Source organism: Paenibacillus sp. B-A-8 (assembly GCF_048572915.1).
Classification (GTDB): Bacteria; Bacillota; Bacilli; order Paenibacillales; family Paenibacillaceae; genus Paenibacillus_AQ.
Genome location: NZ_CP183882.1, coordinates 1,487,944 through 1,510,464 on the forward strand (window position 1 = coordinate 1,487,944; position 22,521 = coordinate 1,510,464).

18 protein-coding genes and 1 other annotated feature are annotated in these 22,521 nt (G+C 42.4%); of the genes, 16 read left to right on the forward strand and 2 right to left on the reverse strand.

What is annotated here, in order from left to right:
• Window positions 1–367: 367 nt before the first annotated feature.
• The 4 genes from ACN6MV_RS06735 to rplT all read left to right on the forward strand — a co-directional run bounded on the left by ACN6MV_RS06735 (window position 368) and on the right by rplT (window position 3,036).
• Window positions 368–1,606: a glycosyltransferase family 2 protein gene (locus ACN6MV_RS06735; protein ID WP_042125070.1), complete on the forward strand. Its 1,239-nt coding sequence runs from the start codon at window positions 368–370 to the stop codon at window positions 1,604–1,606.
• Between the two features lie 79 nt (window positions 1,607–1,685).
• Window positions 1,686–1,830, forward strand: a sequence feature (ribosomal protein L20 leader region).
• 56 nt (window positions 1,831–1,886) lie between these two features.
• Window positions 1,887–2,384: a translation initiation factor IF-3 gene (gene infC, locus ACN6MV_RS06740; RefSeq protein ID WP_042125071.1), complete on the forward strand. Its 498-nt coding sequence runs from the start codon at window positions 1,887–1,889 to the stop codon at window positions 2,382–2,384.
• A 60-nt stretch (window positions 2,385–2,444) separates the two neighbouring features.
• Window positions 2,445–2,645, forward strand: coding sequence for a 50S ribosomal protein L35 (gene rpmI / locus ACN6MV_RS06745; RefSeq protein ID WP_036679507.1), 201 nt, complete (start codon window positions 2,445–2,447; stop codon window positions 2,643–2,645).
• 31 nt (window positions 2,646–2,676) lie between these two features.
• Entirely contained in the window at window positions 2,677–3,036 is a 360-nt protein-coding gene (rplT, locus tag ACN6MV_RS06750) for a 50S ribosomal protein L20 (protein ID WP_042125073.1), read from the forward strand.
• 128 nt (window positions 3,037–3,164) lie between these two features.
• On the opposite strand, the gene ACN6MV_RS06755 is transcribed toward rplT, so the two are convergent.
• The gene (locus ACN6MV_RS06755) at window positions 3,165–3,707 is read right to left on the reverse strand and encodes an acyl-CoA thioesterase (protein ID WP_042125076.1); all 543 of its coding nucleotides are present in this window, start codon (window positions 3,705–3,707) and stop codon (window positions 3,165–3,167) included.
• A 307-nt stretch (window positions 3,708–4,014) separates the two neighbouring features.
• Between ACN6MV_RS06755 and ACN6MV_RS06760 the strand changes: the two genes are divergently transcribed.
• The 5 genes from ACN6MV_RS06760 (at window position 4,015) to ACN6MV_RS06780 (ending at window position 9,354) form a co-directional block, all read left to right on the forward strand.
• On the forward strand, window positions 4,015–5,067 hold the full coding sequence (locus ACN6MV_RS06760; RefSeq protein WP_419885975.1) for a BMP family lipoprotein: 1,053 nt from the start codon (window positions 4,015–4,017) through the stop codon (window positions 5,065–5,067).
• A 180-nt stretch (window positions 5,068–5,247) separates the two neighbouring features.
• Entirely contained in the window at window positions 5,248–6,786 is a 1,539-nt protein-coding gene (locus ACN6MV_RS06765; protein ID WP_042125080.1) for an ABC transporter ATP-binding protein, read from the forward strand.
• Window positions 6,779–7,852, forward strand: a complete 1,074-nt coding sequence (locus tag ACN6MV_RS06770) for an ABC transporter permease (RefSeq protein ID WP_042125082.1) — start codon at window positions 6,779–6,781, stop codon at window positions 7,850–7,852. Before ACN6MV_RS06765 ends, ACN6MV_RS06770 begins: the two co-directional genes overlap by 8 nt.
• A complete protein-coding gene (locus ACN6MV_RS06775; protein ID WP_339289676.1) occupies window positions 7,853–8,809 on the forward strand; it encodes an ABC transporter permease in 957 nt (318 codons plus the stop codon).
• A 203-nt stretch (window positions 8,810–9,012) separates the two neighbouring features.
• Window positions 9,013–9,354 carry a hypothetical protein gene (locus ACN6MV_RS06780; RefSeq protein ID WP_339289678.1) on the forward strand — a complete coding sequence of 114 codons (342 nt, stop codon included), beginning with the start codon at window positions 9,013–9,015 and terminating at the stop codon, window positions 9,352–9,354.
• Between the two features lie 22 nt (window positions 9,355–9,376).
• Here ACN6MV_RS06780 and ACN6MV_RS06785 read toward each other — a convergent pair whose 3' ends face one another.
• Window positions 9,377–9,823, reverse strand: coding sequence for a GNAT family N-acetyltransferase (locus ACN6MV_RS06785; RefSeq protein WP_339289679.1), 447 nt, complete (start codon window positions 9,821–9,823; stop codon window positions 9,377–9,379).
• 590 nt (window positions 9,824–10,413) lie between these two features.
• On the opposite strand from ACN6MV_RS06785, the gene ilvB reads away from it, so the two are divergent.
• The 7 genes from ilvB (at window position 10,414) to ACN6MV_RS06820 (ending at window position 22,519) form a co-directional block, all read left to right on the forward strand.
• A complete protein-coding gene (ilvB, locus tag ACN6MV_RS06790) occupies window positions 10,414–12,156 on the forward strand; it encodes a biosynthetic-type acetolactate synthase large subunit (RefSeq protein ID WP_339289680.1) in 1,743 nt (580 codons plus the stop codon).
• Entirely contained in the window at window positions 12,153–12,641 is a 489-nt protein-coding gene (gene ilvN, locus ACN6MV_RS06795; protein WP_209445830.1) for an acetolactate synthase small subunit, read from the forward strand. The genes ilvB and ilvN overlap by 4 nt, the downstream gene beginning before the upstream one ends.
• Window positions 12,642–12,818: 177 nt before the next feature.
• Window positions 12,819–13,811, forward strand: coding sequence for a ketol-acid reductoisomerase (gene ilvC, locus ACN6MV_RS06800; protein ID WP_036679485.1), 993 nt, complete (start codon window positions 12,819–12,821; stop codon window positions 13,809–13,811).
• 101 nt (window positions 13,812–13,912) lie between these two features.
• A complete protein-coding gene (locus ACN6MV_RS06805) occupies window positions 13,913–15,454 on the forward strand; it encodes a 2-isopropylmalate synthase (RefSeq protein WP_341111031.1) in 1,542 nt (513 codons plus the stop codon).
• 320 nt (window positions 15,455–15,774) lie between these two features.
• Window positions 15,775–19,509 carry a collagen binding domain-containing protein gene (locus ACN6MV_RS06810; protein ID WP_419885976.1) on the forward strand — a complete coding sequence of 1,245 codons (3,735 nt, stop codon included), beginning with the start codon at window positions 15,775–15,777 and terminating at the stop codon, window positions 19,507–19,509.
• Window positions 19,510–19,806: 297 nt separating this feature from the next.
• Window positions 19,807–20,649, forward strand: coding sequence for an MBL fold metallo-hydrolase (locus ACN6MV_RS06815; protein WP_419885977.1), 843 nt, complete (start codon window positions 19,807–19,809; stop codon window positions 20,647–20,649).
• 130 nt (window positions 20,650–20,779) lie between these two features.
• Window positions 20,780–22,519 (forward strand): sensor histidine kinase, encoded by a 1,740-nt coding sequence (locus ACN6MV_RS06820; protein WP_419885978.1) that lies wholly within the window; start codon window positions 20,780–20,782, stop codon window positions 22,517–22,519.
• Window positions 22,520–22,521 lie beyond the last annotated feature (2 nt).

A 22,521-nucleotide genomic window follows, 5' to 3' on the forward strand; every position in this document is an offset into this window, starting at 1 on the left:
GGTGCTTATGAGCAGTCCGTTCTTTAGCATAGATCTGTCTTAATCATACTTTTTAAAGGTAGTCCATTTCAAGGAAAAGCTCAGTTTTGCTAGAAATTTGCTAGTTTTGACTTAGAGCCGCTAACGCCGTACAATGATTCAAGCGGACTAAACATGTTTAAAAGGGTAAGAGATAAATAAGGATCCTAAATCATGGATTCCATACAATTCTTTTAAACAACATATATAAAAATTGTGAAGTCTGCCGAGAATAAGAATACTCTTGGTCTATTGTAAAGGGATGCAACAAAAGGGTCAGAAGGAACGTTAAGCAATCTAGAGAGAAAAAAAGAACACCGAGAGTGAAAAAAGGGGGCATCAAAAGGTCATGACAGACGCACTGTTTGTTACGCTCCAAGTGATCTTGGCAGCAATCGCAGTTTATCAGTTTACCTTTTCGTTATTTGGTCTACACAGGAAAAAGACAAAAACAAAGTATAAGCCAGAAAAAACATTTGCAGTACTAGTTGCTGCACATAACGAGGAAGAAGTCGTCGGCGCGTTAATGGAGAACCTGAAGCAGCTTAACTATCCTTCAGAACTGTTTGACGTATTTGTAATTTGTGACAATTGTACAGATGGTACAGCTCGCATCGTTAGAGAGCACGGAATGAACGCTTGTGTCCGCACTAACCCGAATCTGCGTGGTAAAGGTTATGCAATTGAATGGATGCTCAAGGAGCTTTGGGGCATGCAGCGTCAATATGATGCAGTCGTAATGTTTGATGCCGATAATCTGGCACATACAGAGTTCCTAATGGAGATGAACAATGATCTTTGTTCAGGAGCACGTGTTATTCAAGGTTATATTGATACTAAGAATCCAGAAGATTCATGGATCACTGCAGCGTATGGTGTGTCGTATTGGTATATTAACCGTTTGTGGCAACTTTCACGCCATAATTTGAATATGGCGAACTTCCTTGGCGGAACAGGAATGTGTTTCGAGACCACTCTTCTTAAAGAGATGGGCTGGGGAGCTACAAGCTTGGTTGAAGATCTGGAGTTCACGATGCGCAGTGCATCTCATGGTGTATATCCAAAGTTCAATTATGACGCAAAGGTTTTTGATGAGAAGCCTCTAACTTTCAAGGCTTCATCAAGACAGCGTCTGCGCTGGATGCAGGGACACTTTACTGTAGCACGTCGTTATTTTTTTCCATTACTTTGGCAAAGTATTAAAGAACGCAGCTTAACAAAGTTTGACCTCGCGCTTTACGGAGCGAATGTATATATTGTTTTGCTTACCTTTTTAATGACGGCGGTAATGTGGGTGGATATGGCCCTCTTTAACGGACCAAACATCGCTAATATTTACGGCAGCTTGCCAGTCTGGCTCGGCTTCCTTGCTATCGGCTTGAATCTGGTGACCTTTGGGGTTGCGATGGCTTTGGAGAAGGTTAAATTTAAGAAGGTGTACGCTTATCTGTTGTTCTTCCCAATTTACCTGATCTCTTGGTATCCTATTACGTTCTATGCGTTCTTCACGCAGAACAACAAGCAATGGAGCCATACCAAGCATACGCGTGTCGTAAGACTTGAAGAAGTGCAAAGCAAACAGGTTTAACATATTTAAAGATGTTGTATAAAAAGATTTGACACTCCGTTTGGAGTGGTGTATAGTATTCAAGTACGCAAATCATAGGGATTGCAAGAAGAAGCACCTGCTTCTCACCTGACTGGCATTTTCGCCGGCTGGTTTTGATCTCAATGCTTTATGAATGTTAATGTTCATGAACGTTGATCAAACACGGGGTGTCGGGTGTTACCGGCACCCCTTTTTTATGGAGTAGGATAGTATAGTTGCTAAAAAGATCCGGAGGTGGAGAGTTATCAGTAAGGAACATATGATCAATGATGAAATTCGGGCCAAAGAAGTTCGGTTGGTTGGTGCGGAAGGTGAACAAATCGGAATTAAACCGATCCGCGAAGCGTTGCAAATGGCGATCGATCTTAATCTAGATTTAGTCAATGTAGCACCGCAGGCTAAGCCGCCGGTATGCCGCATCATGGATTACGGCAAGTTCCGTTATGAAACGCAGAAGAAAGAGAAGGAAGCACGTAAGAACCAGAAGATCGTTGATATCAAGGAAGTCTGGTTCCGTGCTAACATTGAGGAACATGATTATCAAACCAAGTTCCGCAATGTGATCAAGTTCTTGGGTGAAGGCGATAAAGTGAAGTGCTCCGTACGTTTCCGCGGACGTGAGATTACACATGCGAATATCGGCCAGAAAATCCTCGAGAGAGTTAAGAACGAAGTGGCTGATATATCTGTTGTTGAGCGCCAGCCTAAGCTGGAAGGTCGCAGCATGATTATGATTTTGGCTCCTAAAGCCCAATAAATCTGGAGTCACTTGCTTACCTGCAATTTGGCGCCGCATAATATTCAAGGAGGAAACACCATGCCTAAGATGAAAACACATAGCAGCCTGAAAGGTCGCTTCAAAATTACCGGAACTGGTAAAGTAACACGTTACAAAGCTCACAAAAACCACTTGCTGTCCCACAAATCTAAACGCGCTAAGCGCGTTCTGAACGGTAATCCAGTAATGGCCCCTGGGGATGTAAGACGTTTGAAACAAGGATTGGCTAACTTGAAATAGTTTATCACACATTTTTGGGAGGTTTATTAATATGGCAAGAGTTAAGGGCGGATTTGTAGTTCGTCGTAGACATAAAAAAGTGTTGAAATTGGCAAAAGGTTATTTCGGTTCTAAACACCGCATTTTTAAAACAGCTAAAGAACAAGTAATGAAATCGATGGTTTACGCTTACCGCGACCGTCGTCAAACTAAACGTAACTTCCGCAGACTGTGGATCGTTCGTATTAATGCAGCAGCTCGTTTGAATGGTCTTTCTTACAGCAAGCTTGTATACGGCCTGAAATTGGCTGGTGTAGAAGTTAACCGTAAGATGTTGGCTGATCTGGCTGTAAATGATCTTAACGCATTCAACTCATTGGCTGGTATTGCCAAAGAGAAAATCAACGCGTAAGTGTTGTGATATAATCGAAAAGCACCGTCTGCGTGTTGCCCATGCAGCGGTGCTTTTTTGTGCGGTATACAGTGTATAGAATGAAAGCTTGTTTAAGGAATGAGGAAAAAACTCTGCTTGATGCAGAGTTATTCCCAGTACTTCACAGTATTGAGTTCGGCAGCGAGTTTTTTGCTGATGGTTCTTCTCACTTTGCGCAGCTCAGAACGTTCATTAGCGGATTCATTGATCAGTTTCTCTTCATCGGTTTCCGGGATAATAGCAGGAACCGGAGTGGGAGTGCCATCCTCGCCGACTGCAACAAAGGTAAGAAATGAAGTGGCGGCTACGGCGCGCTCACCCGTATATAGATTTTCTGAAATGATCTTTACAAATACCTCTATGCTTGTGCGTCCTGTCCAAGAAACGAAGGATTCGAAGCATACAGAGTCTGTAGGTCGGATAGGTCTCAAAAAGTCAACGGAGTCTGTAGAGGCTGTGACGACGTTAGCGCGGCAATGGCGCATAGCTGAAATGGAGGCTACTTCATCAATGCCACTCATAAGCTTGCCGCCAAACAATGTTTTGTGATTGTTGACATCATTAGGGAAAACGCGTCCTGTTTTGAAAACGCGTGATTCACGGCAATACTTAAAAGCCGGCATCGTTTGTGGATTTTTTTCATCGGTCATATCTGATAACTTCCTTTCAGTGCAAATACTAAGCAATCATGATAATAGAAAACGCATAAGTGTGCAATAATATTTGTAATGTGTTGGAATACTATACAGAAGAAATTAAGGTTTTCTAACATCACCCAAACATGATGATTACATGCCGTGTCATGGAAAGCGGTTACTTGCGAAAAAGTACAAATTATTATTGACCTGAGGTCATTTATGGACTGGATTTTAGATTTTATTGCAGTTATAATTTGATCTATGGAATGTCCAAGCAGAACACAGAAGACATCCAATATTTTAAGGGGGATCACATTCAATGAAAAAAGTTTTCAAACTATCTCTTGTAATGTTGCTGGCATTTACAGTAGTATTGGCGGGTTGCGGAAACAACAACGCTAAGAATGCTGCAAATGGCGAGACTAACGCAGGAACAAATGGTGGAACAAACGCTGGAAAAGATTTCAAATTTGGTATGGTTACTGACATCGGTGGTGTTAACGATAAGTCGTTTAACCAATCCGCATGGGAAGCATTACAGGCTCTTGAAAAAGAAACTGGCACTTCCGTTAAATATTTGCAAAGTAAATCCAATGCTGACTATGAGCCAAACCTTAACCAATTCGTTAAAGATGGCTACAACTTGACTTGGGGTATCGGTTTTGATCTTGGCGACGCAATTAAAAAGGTTGCTGGTGAGAACCCAAATGCTAACTTGGCAATTATCGATAGCGTTGTAGATGCTCCTAACGTTGCATCCGTTACTTTCTCTGAGAACGAAGGTTCTTTCTTGGTTGGTGTGGTTGCTGGTTTGACTACAAAAACTAACAAAGTAGCTTTCATTGGTGGTATGGAAAGCCCAGTAATCAAACGTTTTGAAGTAGGATTTAAAGCTGGTGTAGCGGCAGTTAACCCTGAAGCTAAAGTTACAATTACTTATGCAGGTGCATATGACAAACCGGATACTGGTAAATCCCTTGCAGCTACATTGTACAACGATGGTAATGACATCATCTTCCCTGCTGCTGGTGCAACAGGAAATGGCGTATTTAACGAAGCTAAATCCCGTAACAAAGCCGGCGGTGCTAAAGTATGGGTTATCGGTGTAGACAAAGACCAATCCATTGAATTTGGTACAGACGTAACTTTGACTTCCATGATCAAACGCGTTGACGAAGCTGTGAAGAAGGTTTCCAAAGAAGTAATCGACGGTACTTTCAAAGGCGGTACTACAACTGTTCTTGGTTTGAAAGACAATGGTGTAGGTATCTCTGATACATCTAAAGTTAACGTTTCTGAAGAGATCTTGGCTAAAGTTGAAGATTTCAAAAAACAAATCATTGATGGAATCATTACAGTTCCTGCAGAGTAATATCTCCCTTTAATTTATCGGATATCAATAAGCAACAAGGAATAAGGCCGGTTATGCGCTGGCCTTATTCCTTGTTAAAGCACTGGTTATAATAAGTTAGACACAGTTATACCGCCTTGAAAAGGGCGGTACATCCGTGTCTACATGGTAGTTATATATTTCTGTGATGAGGGTGATTCCATGAGTGCTGCGGCTCCAGTCGTAGAGTTGAAGCAAATCACAAAACGATTTCCCGGTATTGTTGCTAACGATTCCATTAGCTTGACATTAAAGAAGGGTGAAATCCTTGCATTGCTAGGTGAGAATGGTGCAGGCAAATCTACTCTAATGAATATCGTATTTGGATTGTACCAACCGGATGAAGGTAGTATTGAAATCGACGGGAAACCGGTTATTATTGATAACCCCAATAAAGCGATTGAGCTTGGTATTGGTATGGTGCATCAGCATTTCAAGCTTGTGGAACCTTTTACGGTGACTGAGAATATCGTTCTTGGGATGGAGCCGAAGAAAGGTCTTAAAATTGACTATAAATCCGCTGCGGAACAGGTTCGGAAGCTATCGGAGCAATATGGCCTGCAAGTGAATCCAAATGCCGTTATTCATGACATTTCTGTAGGTATGCAGCAAAGGGTAGAAATTATGAAGACCCTGTACCGCGGAGCGGATATTCTCATATTTGATGAGCCGACTGCAGTACTTACGCCTCAAGAAATTACGGAATTGATGGCGATTATGAAGCGGCTTGTTGCAGAGGGAAAATCTATTATCCTGATTACGCATAAGCTTAAAGAAATTATGCAAATATCTGATCGGGTCACCATTATTAGACGCGGAAAAGTAATCGATACCGTAAATACCGCAGAGACTAATCCGAATGAACTAGCTGAGAAGATGGTTGGACGTGGCGTAACCTTCAAGGTGGATAAGAAGGCTCCTGAGGTTGGCAAAACTGTACTCGAGCTGAAGGATGTGAACAGCAAGAGTAAAGATGGTGTCTCAGTGCTGGACGGCCTTAGCTTTGATGTGAAAGCCGGAGAAATTCTTGGAATAGCTGGTGTAGATGGCAATGGACAGAGTGAACTAATTCAGGCCATTACAGGTCTGCGTAAAATTGATTCTGGTTCTATTCAGGTGTCCGGGAACGAAATAGCTAATTTATCCCCGCGTAAGATTACGGAGATGAATGTGTCTCATATTCCAGAGGACCGTCATAAGCATGGTTTGGTGCTTGATTTCTCAGTAAGTGAGAACATGGTTCTGGAAACTTACTATAAGAGTCCATATAACAAAAATGGCTTTATGCAAAATGATGTCATTGATAAATATGCTGAAGGTCTTGTGGAGCAATTTGATGTGCGTACACCTTCAATTCAGACCAAAGCACGTTCTCTATCCGGCGGAAATCAACAGAAAGCGATTATTGCTCGGGAAATAGATAAAGATCCGACATTACTTATTGCAGCACAACCAACACGCGGTCTAGATGTTGGTGCTATCGAGTTTGTTCAAAAGCAGCTTATCGCACAGCGTGACCAAGGAAAAGCTGTTTTGCTCATTTCGTTTGAATTGGACGAGATTATGAATGTATCAGACAGAATTGCTGTTATCTATGAAGGCAAAATTGTCGGTGAAGTGTTCCCGCAGGATACGAATGACCAGGAACTGGGTCTTATGATGGCAGGCAGCTTGAAGCGGGGAGGTAAGGCAGTTGAATAAGTTCAAAAAAATCTTCACAACTGACAGCTATATCGTTCCTCTTGTCGCCATCGTGCTTGGTTTTCTTGTGGGAGCAATAGTTATGCTTATGGGTGGTTATGATCCGATAACTGCTTACTCCGCACTGTTCTCACGCGTATTTGGTAACTTGTACAACTTTGGTGAAGCCGTGCGCGAAATGACGCCATTAATGCTCACTGGTTTAGCCGTAGCCTTTGCATTCCGTTCAGGGATGTTTAATATCGGGGCAGACGGACAAGTGATGATTGGTATGACAGCTGCGACCGTGGTGGGCATTAAATTTGCAGCCTTGCCAGGATTCATATTGGTTCCGCTTGCTGTTATTATAGCGGGGTTATGTGGAGGTCTGTGGGCTGGTATCGCTGGCTACTTGAAGGCCAAACGTGGGATTAATGAAGTTATTACCACGATCATGTTAAACTGGGTTGCTCTGTACTTGTCGAATTATATTGTAAGAGCATTTCTGTTACTCCCGGGACAGAATCGTTCCGAGGATATTCCAGCTTCACTTTCTATGACGTTCTTGAATTCGTTATTTGACAATGCACGTCTGCACTGGGGAACAGCTATTGCCCTTGCCGCAGCAGTATTCTTCTATGTCTACTTATGGAAGACTAAACAAGGATATGAAATGCGTGCTGTTGGTTACAATCCTCATGCTGCCGAGTACGCAGGTATGAATGTTGGCCGTAACGTTGTAAAAGCAATGTTCATAAGTGGAGTATTTGCAGGGTTGGCCGGAGCAGGGGAGGTACTGGGTGTATTCCATTATCAATCTGTGTTCGCGGCATCACCAGGATATGGATTTGATGGTATCGCAGTGGCTCTACTTGGTTTAACACATCCACTTGGTGTTGTTCTTGCTGCGATTCTCTATGGTACGTTGACTTATGGTTCTGCAGGAATGAGTTTTGCTGCAGATGTTCCTCCAGAGCTTATTCGTATCGTTATAGGTTCAATCATATTCTTTATTGCGGCACAAGGGATTGTGCGCTGGGTGCTTAAGCCCTTTTACTTCAAGCGCAAGAAAGAGAAGGTGTTATAGATGGATCTGCAGACGTTAGGTCAACTGCTTAATACAACGCTTGTTTTTTCCACAGCGCTTATTTTTGCCTCACTTGGCGGCATCTTCTCTGAACGCTCCGGTGTCGTAAATATTGGACTTGAAGGTTTGATGATGTTTGGTGCTTTTGCCGCAGCAGTGGGCGGTTATTATGCTCAAGATGCTGGGATGGGTGAATGGGCTCCTTGGGTTGGCGTACTATGTGCTATGGCCGTCGGGGTACTTGGTTCACTAATTCATGCAGTTGCAGCTATTACCTTTAAATCGGATCAGACGATCAGTGGTACGGTTATTAACTTTTTAGCCGCAGGCAGTACGCTCTACATGGTAAAGCTGTTGTTTGATGGATCTGCTGAAACTCCACTAATCGATGGGTTTAACAAGGTTGCAATTCCTGGACTCTCTAAAATCCCGGTGATTGGTGAAGGGATATTTAATTCCTATCCGACCACTTATCTGGCCATTGTGCTGGTTATTGTTATTTATTTCGTTTTGTTTAAAACGCCATTTGGACTGCGTTTACGCGCAGTAGGTGAACATCCTAGTGCTGCAGACACCTTAGGGGTCAAGGTGAAGCGGATGAGATATATCGGCGTAATGCTGAGTGGATTGCTGGCTGGTATCGGTGGTGCTACAATCACTCTAACTACAACGGGAACCTTTGGACATAATACGATTTCAGGTCAAGGTTTTATTGCGATTGCAGCGATGATCTTTGGTAAGTGGAATCCGCTTGGTGCCTTTGGCGCTGCTGTATTCTTCGGATTCTCTCAAGCGATCCGTAACTACGTACAATTGTTTGAATGGTCAAAGGACATTCCACAAGAGTTTATCTTTATGATTCCTTACGTATTAACGATCATTGTATTGGTGGGTGCTGTAGGTCGTTCCGCTGCTCCTAAGGCGTTAGGTCAGCCATACGATCCTAGTAAGCGCTAGATCTTTTCAATTTTTAGCTTATAACATTACCGAACCGCATCTCCGGACTTTTTCCGGAAATGCGGTTTTTTTGTTAGCATCGATATGGATAAACATTGAAAAGTACAGGCAAGTGTACAGGCGAAGGTCCTTCTAAACGAATAAACTGTTTTGAAGATGATGGGAATCAGAGGCTTGCAAAACATTTTTTTGGAGGGGATATTATGACTAAGCCAGTTACGAAAAAGCAGGTTATGAGACTCGTAGGTAAGCAGATCATCGCTGTGAAAAAGGATGGCACTCAGGTTACAGGTAAGCTGCTACGAGTATCAGGAAATCGTCTTATATTGCAACGTGTAAGTGGTAAAAAAGTACAAACGAAAGCAATCATTCCATTAGTGCTGTTTGATTTGCTCGCCGTTGGAACTGCACCTTATGCTTATGGCGGTGGTTATGGTGGTGGCTATGGCGGAGCTACACCTTATGGCGGCGGTTACGGATATGGAACTCCTTATGGAGGTTATGGGTACGGAGGTACACCATATCAACCTTTTGGATTCTTTTAAGTTCCGATCAGAGCTGCTTTAGCTACATGAAGCGTTTCTCAAGCTCATAACAAAAACTTAGGGACTGATAACGGGCTACGCTGTAGCCCAATTTTTGATAAAAGGATAGCGCTGCTTCATTCCCTAAATCTACGGAAACCTTAGAACGATGACATCCGCGAGATAGTGCAAACCTTTCTGCTCGATCCATAAGCATATTCCCCAAGTGTTTTCGCCGGGCTTCGGGTGCAATAGCCAGCATATCGATGTAGAGTAAATCACCATGCAGCAAGAAATGGACAAACCCGTTTGGATCGCTTTCATAGTCGGGACAGGTGACAAGGGTGATTCCGTGTCCCAGGCGACGGGGTAAATCCTTTTTGATTTTAGTGATTTCAGTTTGCGGCAGATGAGATAATGGTACAAGCTGTCGCTCGATTAAATCAAAAATAATAACGTCATCCTGCTTGGGTCGACGATAGCGAATCATTAGAGCGTCCCCTTTCCACGCATTGTCGTACATCATATGTTGGGAGAGGGTCAGGCGTTCCGAGAGCGTAGAAGTAGGAGTTGTGACGATTTTAAAAATATGGGTATTGACTATCCGTGTTAGGAATCATATAATGTGTCTAAACATTTTAACGAACATACATGTATCGGCGATGATGAGGACGAAGTTTTAAGGGCTCTTTTGCTCAGAGAGTGTGAGGATTTGCTGCAACCTCCACCGAAATCCCTTATATACGAGCTCACCTCGGAGCTGTTTCCCTGAAAGGTCCACTGGCTAGAGTGGTGGAATTATTAGGGGGAATCGTTTAGTCCGCGTTACGGACTTCAGGTTACAGAGATTAGGGCCCTTGCCTACATCGATGGATTTTTGTATACCTGATAAGGCGTTGCATCGCGAGATGTAATGCAAACATGGGTGGTACCACGGAAGATCAACCTTTCGTCCCTCACGCGCTAATACTGTGCGTGGGAGGCGAAAGGTTTTTTTGTTTTATAAATAACTATTGCTGATGTATAGAGGACGGTCCGTCATTTGCATAATGAATGTTAAATATCGGAGGAGGAATACTGATGAGCGCGCAAATACCGGAATTACGGTCTACAGAGCAGCTAAAAGAAAAATGGATGGAGCCGGAAGTCATTACCGGTTCGGAAATACTACTCCGCAGCCTTGTATTGGAGGGTGTAGACACAGTATTCGGTTATCCAGGTGGGGCTGTATTGTACATTTATGATGCATTGTACGGTTTTACGGATTTCAATCACGTGTTAACACGTCATGAGCAAGGCGCGATTCATGCAGCTGACGGTTACGCTAGAGCAAGTGGCAAACCAGGGGTATGTATCGCAACCTCAGGTCCTGGAGCAACAAACCTTGTAACAGGTATTGCTACAGCATATATGGACTCCACTCCATTGGTTGTAATCACAGGTAACGTATTCTCCAGCTTGATCGGTACAGATGCTTTCCAGGAAGCAGACATTACCGGAATCACGATGCCAATCACTAAGCACAGCTACTTTGTAAGAGATGTTGAGGATCTCCCACGTGTCATTCATGAAGCTTTTCATGTGGCGAATACGGGTCGTAAAGGTCCTGTGTTGATCGATATTCCGAAAGATGTGTCCGCGGCAAAGACATTGTTCACACCAGTGAAGACCGTAAATCTTCGTGGCTACAACCCTTGTACAGTTCCAAACAAACTGCAGCTTGATAAATTGGTTCGTGCGATTGCGGTTGCTGAACGTCCAATTATCATTGCGGGTGGAGGAGTTATCTACTCCGGAGCACATGAAGCAATGTTCGAATTCGTGAAACGGACAGAGATTCCAATCACTACAACCTTGCTAGGACTTGGAGCCTTCCCAAGTGCAGAAGAGCTTTGGATGGGAATGCCAGGTATGCATGGCACATATACCGCAAACAATGCGATTCAACAATGCGATTTGCTCATTAATATCGGCGCCCGCTTTGATGACCGTGTTACGGGTAGGCTTGACGGCTTCGCGCCAAAAGCCAAGATCGTGCATATCGATATTGATCCTGCAGAAATCGGAAAAAATGTATCGCCTGATATTCCGATCGTTGGAGATGTAAAAACTGTACTGGAAATGCTGATTCCTGAGGTTGGCCGTGCATCTAAGGCTGATGCTTGGAGAACGCATATCGCGCAGTCGAAGCTTGATCAGCCACTTAGGTATAAAGATTCGGAGACAGAGCTTAAACCACAATGGGTTATTGAAATGATTAATGACACCACTAACGGTGAAGCGATTGTTACTACGGACGTTGGCCAGCATCAAATGTGGGCAGCACAATATTACAAGTTCAATCATCCGCGTTCATGGATTACTTCAGGTGGTCTTGGAACGATGGGCTTCGGATTCCCCTCAGCAATTGGTGCACAAATGGCACATCCTGATCGATTGGTAGTATCGATTAACGGAGACGGCGGCATGCAAATGTGTTCCCAAGAGCTTGCGATTTGTTCGATTAACAACATACCGGTCAAAATCGTTGTTATTAACAATCAGGTACTTGGAATGGTTCGCCAATGGCAGAATCTTATCTATGACAAACGTTATAGCTATACAGACCTTGCAGGCAGTCCGGATTTTGTAAAGCTGGCTGAAGCTTATGGCGTAAAAGGTCTACGGGCCACGAATAAGGAAGAGGCTCGTGATGCATGGCAGCAAGCTCTGGAAACACCGGGTCCAGTATTGGTAGAATTCGTTGTTCCAAAAGACGAGAATGTCTACCCGATGGTAACTCAAGGTTCAACCATCGATCATATGCTGATGGGGGATGAATAACAGTGACAAGACATACGATTTCTGTACTCGTAAATGACCAGCCGGGTGTGCTTCAGCGGGTGTCAGGTTTGTTCGGTCGCCGCGGATTTAATATTGAGAGTATTACAGTCGGCCAGTCCGAAGAGGTCGGATTATCCCGGATGGTTATCGTTACTCTTGGCGACCAGCATACCCTTGAACAAATCGAGAAGCAGCTTTATAAGCTAATTGATGTTATCAAAGTCGTTGATCTTGGAGCTAAGCCAATGGTAGCACGTGAGCTGGCTCTGATTAAAGTGAACGCTGATCCAAGTGAGCGTCCGGAGATCATGGGTGTTGTAGAAACCTTCCGAGCCTCGGTTGTAGATATCGGAAGTACAACATTGCTGGTGCAGGTAGTTGGAGATACACAGAAGATTGATGCGATGATCGAGCTTTTGAAGCCTTATGGGATCAGAGAGCTTTCTCGCACAGGTGTTACGGCTATGGTGCGCGGTAACTCTTAAATATTTTATTTTGCGACTTTAACGGATTACTGCTTGATTGCATTAATCTGATATGATATGAATGAACTTCCCGCTAAAGAGCGGGAGCTTGAAGAGGAGCTTGATAGGATATGAATCCAGTTCTCTTGAAGCACCCGCTCTTTATGATGGGTCTCAAATTAAAGGAGGATATTGACAATGGCAGTTACAACGTACTATGAACAGGATGCAGAACTTAGTGTATTAAAAGGAAAGACAATTGCGGTAATCGGGTACGGTAGCCAAGGACATGCCCAAGCACAGAATCTTCGTGACAGTGGTCTACAAGTTGTCATCGGTCTTCGTGAAGGTAAATCTTTCGAAACTGCAAAAAATGACGGTTTTGAAGTATTGCCAGTAGCTGAAGCAGTATCCCGTGCAGATGTTGTGCAAATTCTGATGCCAGATGAAACTCAAGCATCCGTATATAAAAACGAAGTGGAACCAAACCTTAAAAAAGGTGCGGCTCTGATGTTCTCCCACGGCTTTAACGTACACTTTGGACAAATCGTTGCTCCTAAAGATGCGGACGTGTTGCTGGTAGCACCAAAATCTCCAGGTCACATGGTTCGTCGTACTTATGTTGAGGGCTTCGGCGTTCCTGGCTTGATTGCTATCGAACAAGATGCAACAGGTAAAGCGAAAGAAATCGGTCTTGCATATGCAAAAGGTATTGGTTGTACACGTGCAGGAGTTATCGAAACTTCTTTCCGCGAAGAAACCGAAACCGACTTGTTCGGCGAACAAGCAGTGCTTTGCGGTGGTGTTTCCGCACTGATCAAAGCTGGATTCGAAACTTTGACAGAAGCTGGATATGCTCCTGAAATGGCTTACTTCGAATGTCTGCACGAGCTGAAACTGATCGTTGACATGGTATATGAAGGCGGATTGTCCAGCATGCGCGATTCCATCAGTAACACTGCGGAATACGGTGACTATGTAACTGGACCACGCATTGTAACTGAAGATACTAAAAAAGCAATGAAAGCTGTTCTGACGGATATCCAAGAAGGTAAATTCGCTCGCGACTTCATCCTTGAGAACCAATCCGGACGTGCTTTCCTTACAGCTACTCGCCGCAACGAAGCTGCTCACCCAGTAGAAGTTGTAGGTAGCCAATTGCGTGAAATGATGCACTGGATTAAGAAGTAATCATATATACTTATGATTAAATAGTGTGACCATTCAAATGCGGCCGTGACTATACGAGCCGCATTTGAGGGTTTTAGCACAATCTTTGGGAGGTGCTTTGCATGCGGAAAATTTATGTGTTCGATACGACGCTGCGAGACGGAGAGCAGTCGCCGGGTGTGAACCTTAACACGCGTGAGAAAGTAGAGATCGCCTACCAGCTGGAAAAGCTGGGGATTGACCGCATGGAAGCGGGCTTTCCTGCTGCTTCACCAGGTGACCTGGCTTCAGTAAATGCGGTAGCAAGAGCTGTAAAGAACGTCACGGTAATCGGTCTTTCGCGTTCTAGAGAGACAGATATCGACGCTGTAAAAGAAGCGCTGCAGGGGGCACAGGACCCTTGCATTCATATTTTTCTAGCTACATCTCCTATTCACCGCCAGCATAAACTCCGGATGGATAAAGCTCAGGTGCTGGAAACTGCACAATCCGCTATCCGATATGCCAAGAAATATTTCCCTAAGCTTGAGTTTTCATTAGAAGACGCAGGTCGTACGGAGTATGAATTCATGGCTGAAATGGTCGGAATGGCTATCCGAGAAGGTGCTAATGTTGTTAACATTCCGGATACTGTGGGTTATCTGAATCCTTCAGAGTACGGAGCTATTTTTAAATATTTAAAAGAAAATGTACCTGATATTGAACGTGTACAGCTTAGTGCTCATTGTCATAACGATCTTGGCATGGCTACGGCAAATACGCTCGCAGCGATTCAGAATGGTGCCGATCAGATCGAAGGAACGATTAATGGTATCGGTGAACGTGCTGGAAACACAGCGATTGAAGAAGTAGCATTGGCACTGGAGACACGTGCTGAATTTTTTGGCGCTAAAACTTCGTTAACGTTGTCCGAAATTTCTCGCACAAGTCGTTTGGTCAGCAAGCTCACCGGTATGGTGGTCCCAGGGAATAAAGCAATTGTAGGAGCTAACGCATTTGCTCATGAATCGGGTATTCACCAGGATGGGATGCTGAAAGAGAAAACGACTTATGAGATCATGACACCGGAGACCATTGGTCTTAAAGAGAGCAAACTGGTACTTGGTAAGCACTCTGGACGCCATGCTTTCCGTGATAAGTTAAGTGATCTAGGATATGATTTATCGGAAGAAGAGCTTAATACAGCTTTTTCAAGGTTTAAGGATTTGGCCGATAAGAAAAAAGAAGTGTCTGATGAAGATATTTTGGCATTAATTGAAGAGAAGTTAATTGATACGCCAGAAGTATTCAGACTTCAGACGATTTACGTAACTTACGGTAATGAAGCTGTTCCAACCGCCAAGGTTATTATTAATGGTCCGGAAGAGCAGCCAATTGTTGCGGTTGCCGAAGGTAATGGTTCAGTAGATGCTATCTACAACGCAATTGACAAAGCTACGGGTGAGGAAGTTACCCTTGGGGACTATTCCATTAAATCCGTCTCACGTGGTAAAGATGCACAAGGTGAGGTTCATGTAGTACTGTCGCAGGGTGAAGTTGCTGCACAGGGACGTGGACTTAGTACCGATATTCTAGAGGCAAGTGCTCGCGCGTATATTGATGCGCTGAACAAGCTTTTGGAGAAACGTAAAACTTACACCAAACGTGATCACGCTAGTCTTTAATAGGTACATTTTTATATTAACTTTCTTCTAAGTTGACTATCCTTACAATTAAGGTCCAAATGAGTATTTATTGATACGCAGGGATAAGCGAGTTACTCGCATATCCCTGCTTTTTTATTTGGAATAAAAAGGGATGAAAAAGACTGATACAGTAATCTGTTCAGATTATGTATAGATGCACTATTTACAATAGATGTAAGCATGGCAATTTGTAGAAGGAGAAAAGTTCAAGGAGGTAAATACAGAGCATAAGAGTACTGGATCCAAAGATAGAGCTTTTGAAAAGCACAATGAACGAATTGAAAAGGAGGCTTTTAATAATGTTATCAAAAAAGAAAATAAGCGCATGGCTCATAGTATTATTACTTGTGACGCAATGGGCTTATAGCTTTGGCTCCGGGTTTAATACGCCAGCATATGCGAGTGGAAACGGCACTGTGATTGGAGATAATCTCATTACTAGTGTAACGCTGGCTGTATACACCGATGACAAATACACTAGTACGGTGACTGGAAGTGTATATGAGCTTGACTCCAACACGGAATTGAATTATACATGGGCACTTCCTGATGGACATCAATATGAGGATGGATCAACCTTTACCTTTGATCTTCCTACACAATTTGAACTTTATAACGATCTAAATGATAATCTAATGTTTGATGATGAAATTATTGGAACTTATACAGTCGACAAAAATACGAACAAAGTTGTATTCACATTTAACGATTATATCGAATCCCACTATCAAGTAGGGGGGACCTTTACAGTAAGATCGCTTTTGAGTTCTAAGAAAATTACAGGCTCCACAAATCAGACGCTAACATTCCCGATACAGGGTGGTACTCAGATCATTGAACTTAATCTTAAGCCCAAAGACAGTTCTTCGATAGAAAAAAATGGTGTGCCTAAGCCGCAGTATTATAATCCAACTAGCATCGCATGGACTGTTGATGTAAATAAGTCACTAGACAGTATTAACAATGCGGTGGTTACGGACAAGCTTCCTGCAGAATTGTCACTAAATACAGTATCTATAGCTGTTTATGAGCTTGATGTGAATGTCGATGGGACTGCAAGTCTTGGAAGTTTGGTGAATAACAGTAAGTATGATGTGACAGCTTCCACTTCTGGAGAGCTTAATCTGAAATTTAATGACAAGCCAATTACTAAGGCGTACCGGATTGGATTTTCAACAGATATTATCGGTGCTGGTGTAGATGCAACAACATTTAAGAATGAGGCTATCTTAACGGGTGACGGAATATCTAAGAAAGACGATGCTACAGTTCCAGTAGGGCGCGGTAAACCGTTGTCTAAAGTATCTACAGGATACGATGAAGCGACTCAGATAATTTCCTGGGCTGTAAATTTCAATTACAATGAAAAACCAATTACAGCTGCAAAAGCTGTATTGAATGATTTGTTCAACAATACACAAGATCTAATCCTTAGTTCTGTTAAGGTCTATCCTGTTACTATCGACGGAAATGGACAAGGAGTTAAGGGGGCAGTAGCGCTTGATTCAAGCGAATATACGATAACCCCAACAACTGCGACAGGTTTAAAAGGTTTTGACCTGAAATTTAACAATGATATTCATTCGGCCTACAGAATTGAATATCAAACAAAGGCAAATGACAGAGTTCATGATGATACTACGATTACAAACAAGGTTACTTATGACGGAAAGACTGAACCCGCTTCAAATTATATCAAGCAGCATATTCTTCATAAAAATTATAGTAATGTTAACTATGCCAATAAAACAGTTGATTGGACCATCCAAATTAACGACGATAGTGTGACTATGGATAATCTGGTGGTTACGGATACTTTCGGTAATGCCGGACTAAAGCTTGTTCCAAATACTTTAAAGGTTAAGCCGACAAAAGGTGGAACTGCGACCGTTCATAGCGTTGTTTACAATGAGAGTAATCCAGTTGCAATTACTGATGGGTTTGTAATTACTTTTAATGATCCGATATCCGAACCTTACACAATTACTTATACAACAAGCTTTAATTATGATTGGTTGGCTCCTAATACGGATAAGTTCTCCAATACAGCCGCACTTAAATGGGATGAGAATGGTAAGCCGAAGAAAAAAGAAGTTACCGCTACCTTTGATCCTAGAGCCGAGGTAAAGAACAACGGTAAAAAGAGTGGTTCTTACAATGCTCAAACGAAGGAAATTACTTGGAACGTTGGCGCCAATTATAATCAGAAAACGTTAAAGAACGCCGAACTGATTGATTCCATTCCGGCTGGCCAAGTTGTTGTTAAGGATTCTGTAAAAGTTTACAAATGGGGGTATGGAAAGAATGGAGATCCAACTCCGGGAGCCAATGTGGATTCCAATGATTATGAAGCAAAGGTGATTGGCAGTGAACTGAAGGTAACATTTAACAAAGCCATTACTTACGCGTTCTATGTCACTTTCAAAACTATGTTTGTTGATCAAGCGATTGATTTAAGTAAAATTACCAATACAGCTATTCTATATGACGGTAATACAAAAGAGTCTGCAAAGCTGGAAGCTTCGGTTAATGTCCCTCAAGGTGGGGAATACGTTAATAAAACTGGATCACAGAATGGCAATAAGATTAATTGGGTAATTAATATCAACCGTAACCAATCTTTTGTAACAGAGGCTGTAATTACGGATATTCCGAGTGATAATCAAATGCTCTTGTCTAATACATTCCATGTCTTTAAAACGACAGTCTTAAGTGATGGAACTGTAAAAGAAACTTCTCAAGAATTGATTAGAGATACGGACTACAAGCTGGAGATTACTACGGATATCGATGGAAAGGAAAGCTTTAAGCTTAGTTTCCTAAAAGATATTTCAGAGGCTTACATTCTAAAATATGACTCTCTGATCACCGCAAATCATAATGATAAAGTTACAAACAAGGTTAAATTTGATGGTAAGAACATCAAGGTCATTCCACATGAATCTACTGAGGATATTACAGTTAAGCTCTCTAGCGGTTCCGGTACAGGAAGCGGTGTAAGAGGTCCATTAACGATTACTAAGGTAGATGATAAGGATAATGCTAAGATGCTAAGTGGCGCTGTCTTTGATCTCTATCGTGTCATTGATAAGGACAAGATCTGGATTAAGGAAGGAACAACGGATATAAATGGGATACTTGAATTTACCAAGCTGCCAGGTGGTAAATATGTATTAATTGAAACAGAAGCACCAGTTGGTTATATTCTTGATCCAACACCACATGAAGTGGATATTAATACAACGGCAGGTTATAAGTTAACAATAACCAATAAAATCCCGAAGCCGACAGCAACGCCGACGGTAACACCGACGCCGACAACAACACCGACGCCGACAACAACACCGACGTCGACAACAACACCGACGTCGACAACAACACCGACATCACCAGTAACACCAACATCAACACCAACAGTAACACCAACGCCGACGGAAACACCTGTGTCGACAGTAACACCGACGTCGACGCCAGACAATCCAATTTTCCCTGTGTCGACCCCGACGTCAATACCGGGAGCAATCGTTACTGCTACTCCATCAGCAACACCTGTGGTGGCAATGCCAACTGTGACACCAACAGCAGCGCCAACAGTCACACCGGTGGCAACTAGTACGCCTATTGTTCCGCAGGTAACACCACCTGTGCAGAATCTGACAACTGATGAGGACATTCCGCTTGAAGGCGAAATCCCACTTGGGGGCGTGCCAAGTATCGGTGATAAGCCCGATCATGGTAAGGTAACAATTACTAAAGACGGCAAGTGGATTTATACACCAGATCCAGGTTACGTTGGAAAAGACAAGTTCACGATCATTGTGACAGATGAGAATGGAAATGAAGAAGAGATCGAGATTGAGATTGATGTTGAGGAAGTACCGACAGGTACAGTGAAAGAACCAGGGGATAACAGCAATAAACCAACTCAGCTCCCGAAAACGGGAGAAGACAGTGCGCTACCTATTTACTTAGTAGGTGGAAGTCTAGTTCTTGTGGGATTTGTGTTAACTCGAAGATTTAAACGAAGTAATTAATACATCGTAATGACAAGGGTGCGGGCGAAGACAGGCGGCACTCAACTCCCATAGTATAAATGTCAACGGAGTAAGGCTCCTCCTCTTATTGGAGGAGCCTTACTCTTTATTTTTGGTCTATGGCTGCTCGCTTCATAACCTTCTTCACTTACTTACCTAACTCCCAACAAAGTGAACCTTGACGAAAATGGGATTTTCGCTCATTATTCGTAATGTAGCGCCAGCGACACTATTTAGCTTATATCTTTTTTCACTAAATAGTAAGCGCTATCATAAAATGCGCTGGGAGATGATACCATGGAATTTATGTATTTAGGAACTGGAGCAAGTGAGGGTTATCCAGCTTTATTTTGTCAATGTGAACGTTGCTCTATGGCGATGGAGCTTGGTGGCAAGAATATTCGCGCTCGTACAGGAGCGCTTATTAACTCTGATTTGCTGCTGGATTTCTCACCTGACATGTATATGAATAAGCTTCGTTACAAATTGGATTTGGGGAAAGTTAATCATTTGATTGTTACGCATTCGCATACTGATCATTTTGCAGCAGCAGAGCTCATGATGAGGCATGAACATTGGTATTGTCAGCTGCAGGAGAGTGGAAAAAAACTACATATTTATGGAAATGAAACGGTAGAAGAAACGATGAAGTCAGCTCTGCGCTATGATTATGGAACCGATACGATTGAAGATCCTTTTTACGAGTTTCATATCATACTGCCTTTCATGCCCTTCACTTTAGGAGAAGTGACAGTAACCGCATTGCCAGCCCATCACAAGCCGGATGAACATAGCTTTATCTATTTACTTGAGCAGAATAACACAAGATTCTTATACGGCAATGATAGTGGTGTATTCAGTGATGCAACCTTCAATTATCTCCGTGATAAACACCTGGACGTTGTTAGTCTAGATTGTAATTATGGGCTAGAAGATAGATATGATTATCATATGGGGATCTCCGGATGTCGGATTGTAAGAGAACGTTTGCTTGAACAAAAAAGCTGTGATACTAGTACATCATTTATTCTCACTCATTTCTCTCATTACAGCGCAGAGTTGCACGATACTTTAGTTAAGAATACAGCAGAGGAGAATTTCATCATTTCCTATGATGGGATGAAAGTCTTCTTAGCATGACATGATGATAGTCTATCTATAATTAAAAGAATAGTCATTACCCGTAAAATCCTCCCTTGAGGAAAGGACTACTTTACGGGTCTTTTTTATAGCTTTAAGGGCTCAAAATGAGTAGATACGGAGGTAGAGAATGAAGCTGCTGGCTACGGGAAAAGTAAAATGGTTCGTCTATCAGAAAGTTGTCATCGTTTTTATCGTCTTTTTGATTCCGCTCATATCGATGAATATTTGGGTGAATTATAAGGGGATGTCATTCACCAAAAATACGATTTTGGACTCATCCCTGGCTGGGGCGTCATTCTATTCCAAGCAACTGGATAAAGAGATATATTTCATCCGCAATCAACAATTACAATTTCAAGAAGATAAAAACATACAGAAGCTTAGTTTTCGAGGCGAAAGTTTAGAAAAGTATGAAGAGGTAGAATTAATCGGTAATGCTGAAGATCTATTGAATCGGATCATTGCCTCAAGTGAATACGTGGTTAACGCCGGGGTATATGTTAAGTCTCTGGGCAAAACGATTTCTGGTAAGACGGGGATCACGCCTATTCCTAATATGGAGTACGAAAAAATTTCCTCGTTACTTAACGTTAAGCAGAAGCCTTCATTCTATCGGAGCGGTGATGCGATTTTCCTTATAGAAACAGGAGATAATGCGGAGCTTTGGTCTTACATTGAAATCTCAAAAGGAAAGCTATTGGAGGCACTGAATCAAATCGCAACCTTATATCAAGAATCGGAGGTATTTCTGGGAAGTAATGAGCTGGGCAATATTCTATCTACTACAGACGATCAGTTAGTATCTACTGAGGTCCTTAAGCTCATCACCAAACAGGATCAGTTTAATTCCGATATCCCAGAAATAAACAAGGTGAACGGTAAAAGTTACTTTATTGCCCATAACTTTATCAGTTCTTTGAATCTATCCTTGATTATGTACGTGAATCAGAATGAAATCACAAGGCCCTTAAGCCAATTTAACACACTACTATACGCCTCTTTCGTCATCGCTATTGTGGTAATGATACTTTATTCTTATTCGGTAAATCTAATGATTCATAGGCCCTTATCCAAATTGGTTAAGACATTCCGTATGGTAGAAACGGATAATCTTGATTTAGTCATCGAGTCAAAGACCAAAGATGAGTTTTACTATATTTTTAATAGTTTTAATCGCATGGCTTCTAGACTTAAGTGTTCTATTGAGGAGAATTATGAGCAGAAGATTGCCCTGCAGCATTCGCAGTTGAAGCAATTGCAGTCACAGATTAACCCGCATTTTCTCTATAACAGCTTCTTTAATATTTACATGATGTGTAAAGTAGGAGATTCCGATAGTGCGGCTGAGCTCTCACAAAAGCTAGGGAGCTATTATCAATACATCACGAGAAGTGGATCGGACGAGGTGCCTTTCTTTAAGGAGTATCAGCATGCGCTTGATTATTGTGAAATTCAGTGTATTCGCTTTTCGAATCGTATTTCTTTCGAATATGAAGAAATACCCGTTTTGGCGAATGCGATTTTAGTACCGAGGCTGATTATTCAGCCGATTGTTGAGAATGTGTTCGAGCATGCTTTCGAAGACGACTCTCGACACGGAGTTGTTTATATTGGTGCCGAATGCGAAGAGGGAGTAGTAATTATCACGGTTGAAGATAACGGCAATCTTTTAAAAGATGAGGAAATAGAGTACTTGCAGAAGAAACTTGCGATGGGTCTGAAACAAGTTGAGAAGACGGGATTAATCAACGTTAATAATAGACTCCAATTGAAGTACGGACCAGATAGTGGCTTGTTTGTCTCACGCAGCAAATACGGAGGATTGAAGGTAGAACTGATAGTTAAATATGAGAGTAAGGAAGTGTGATT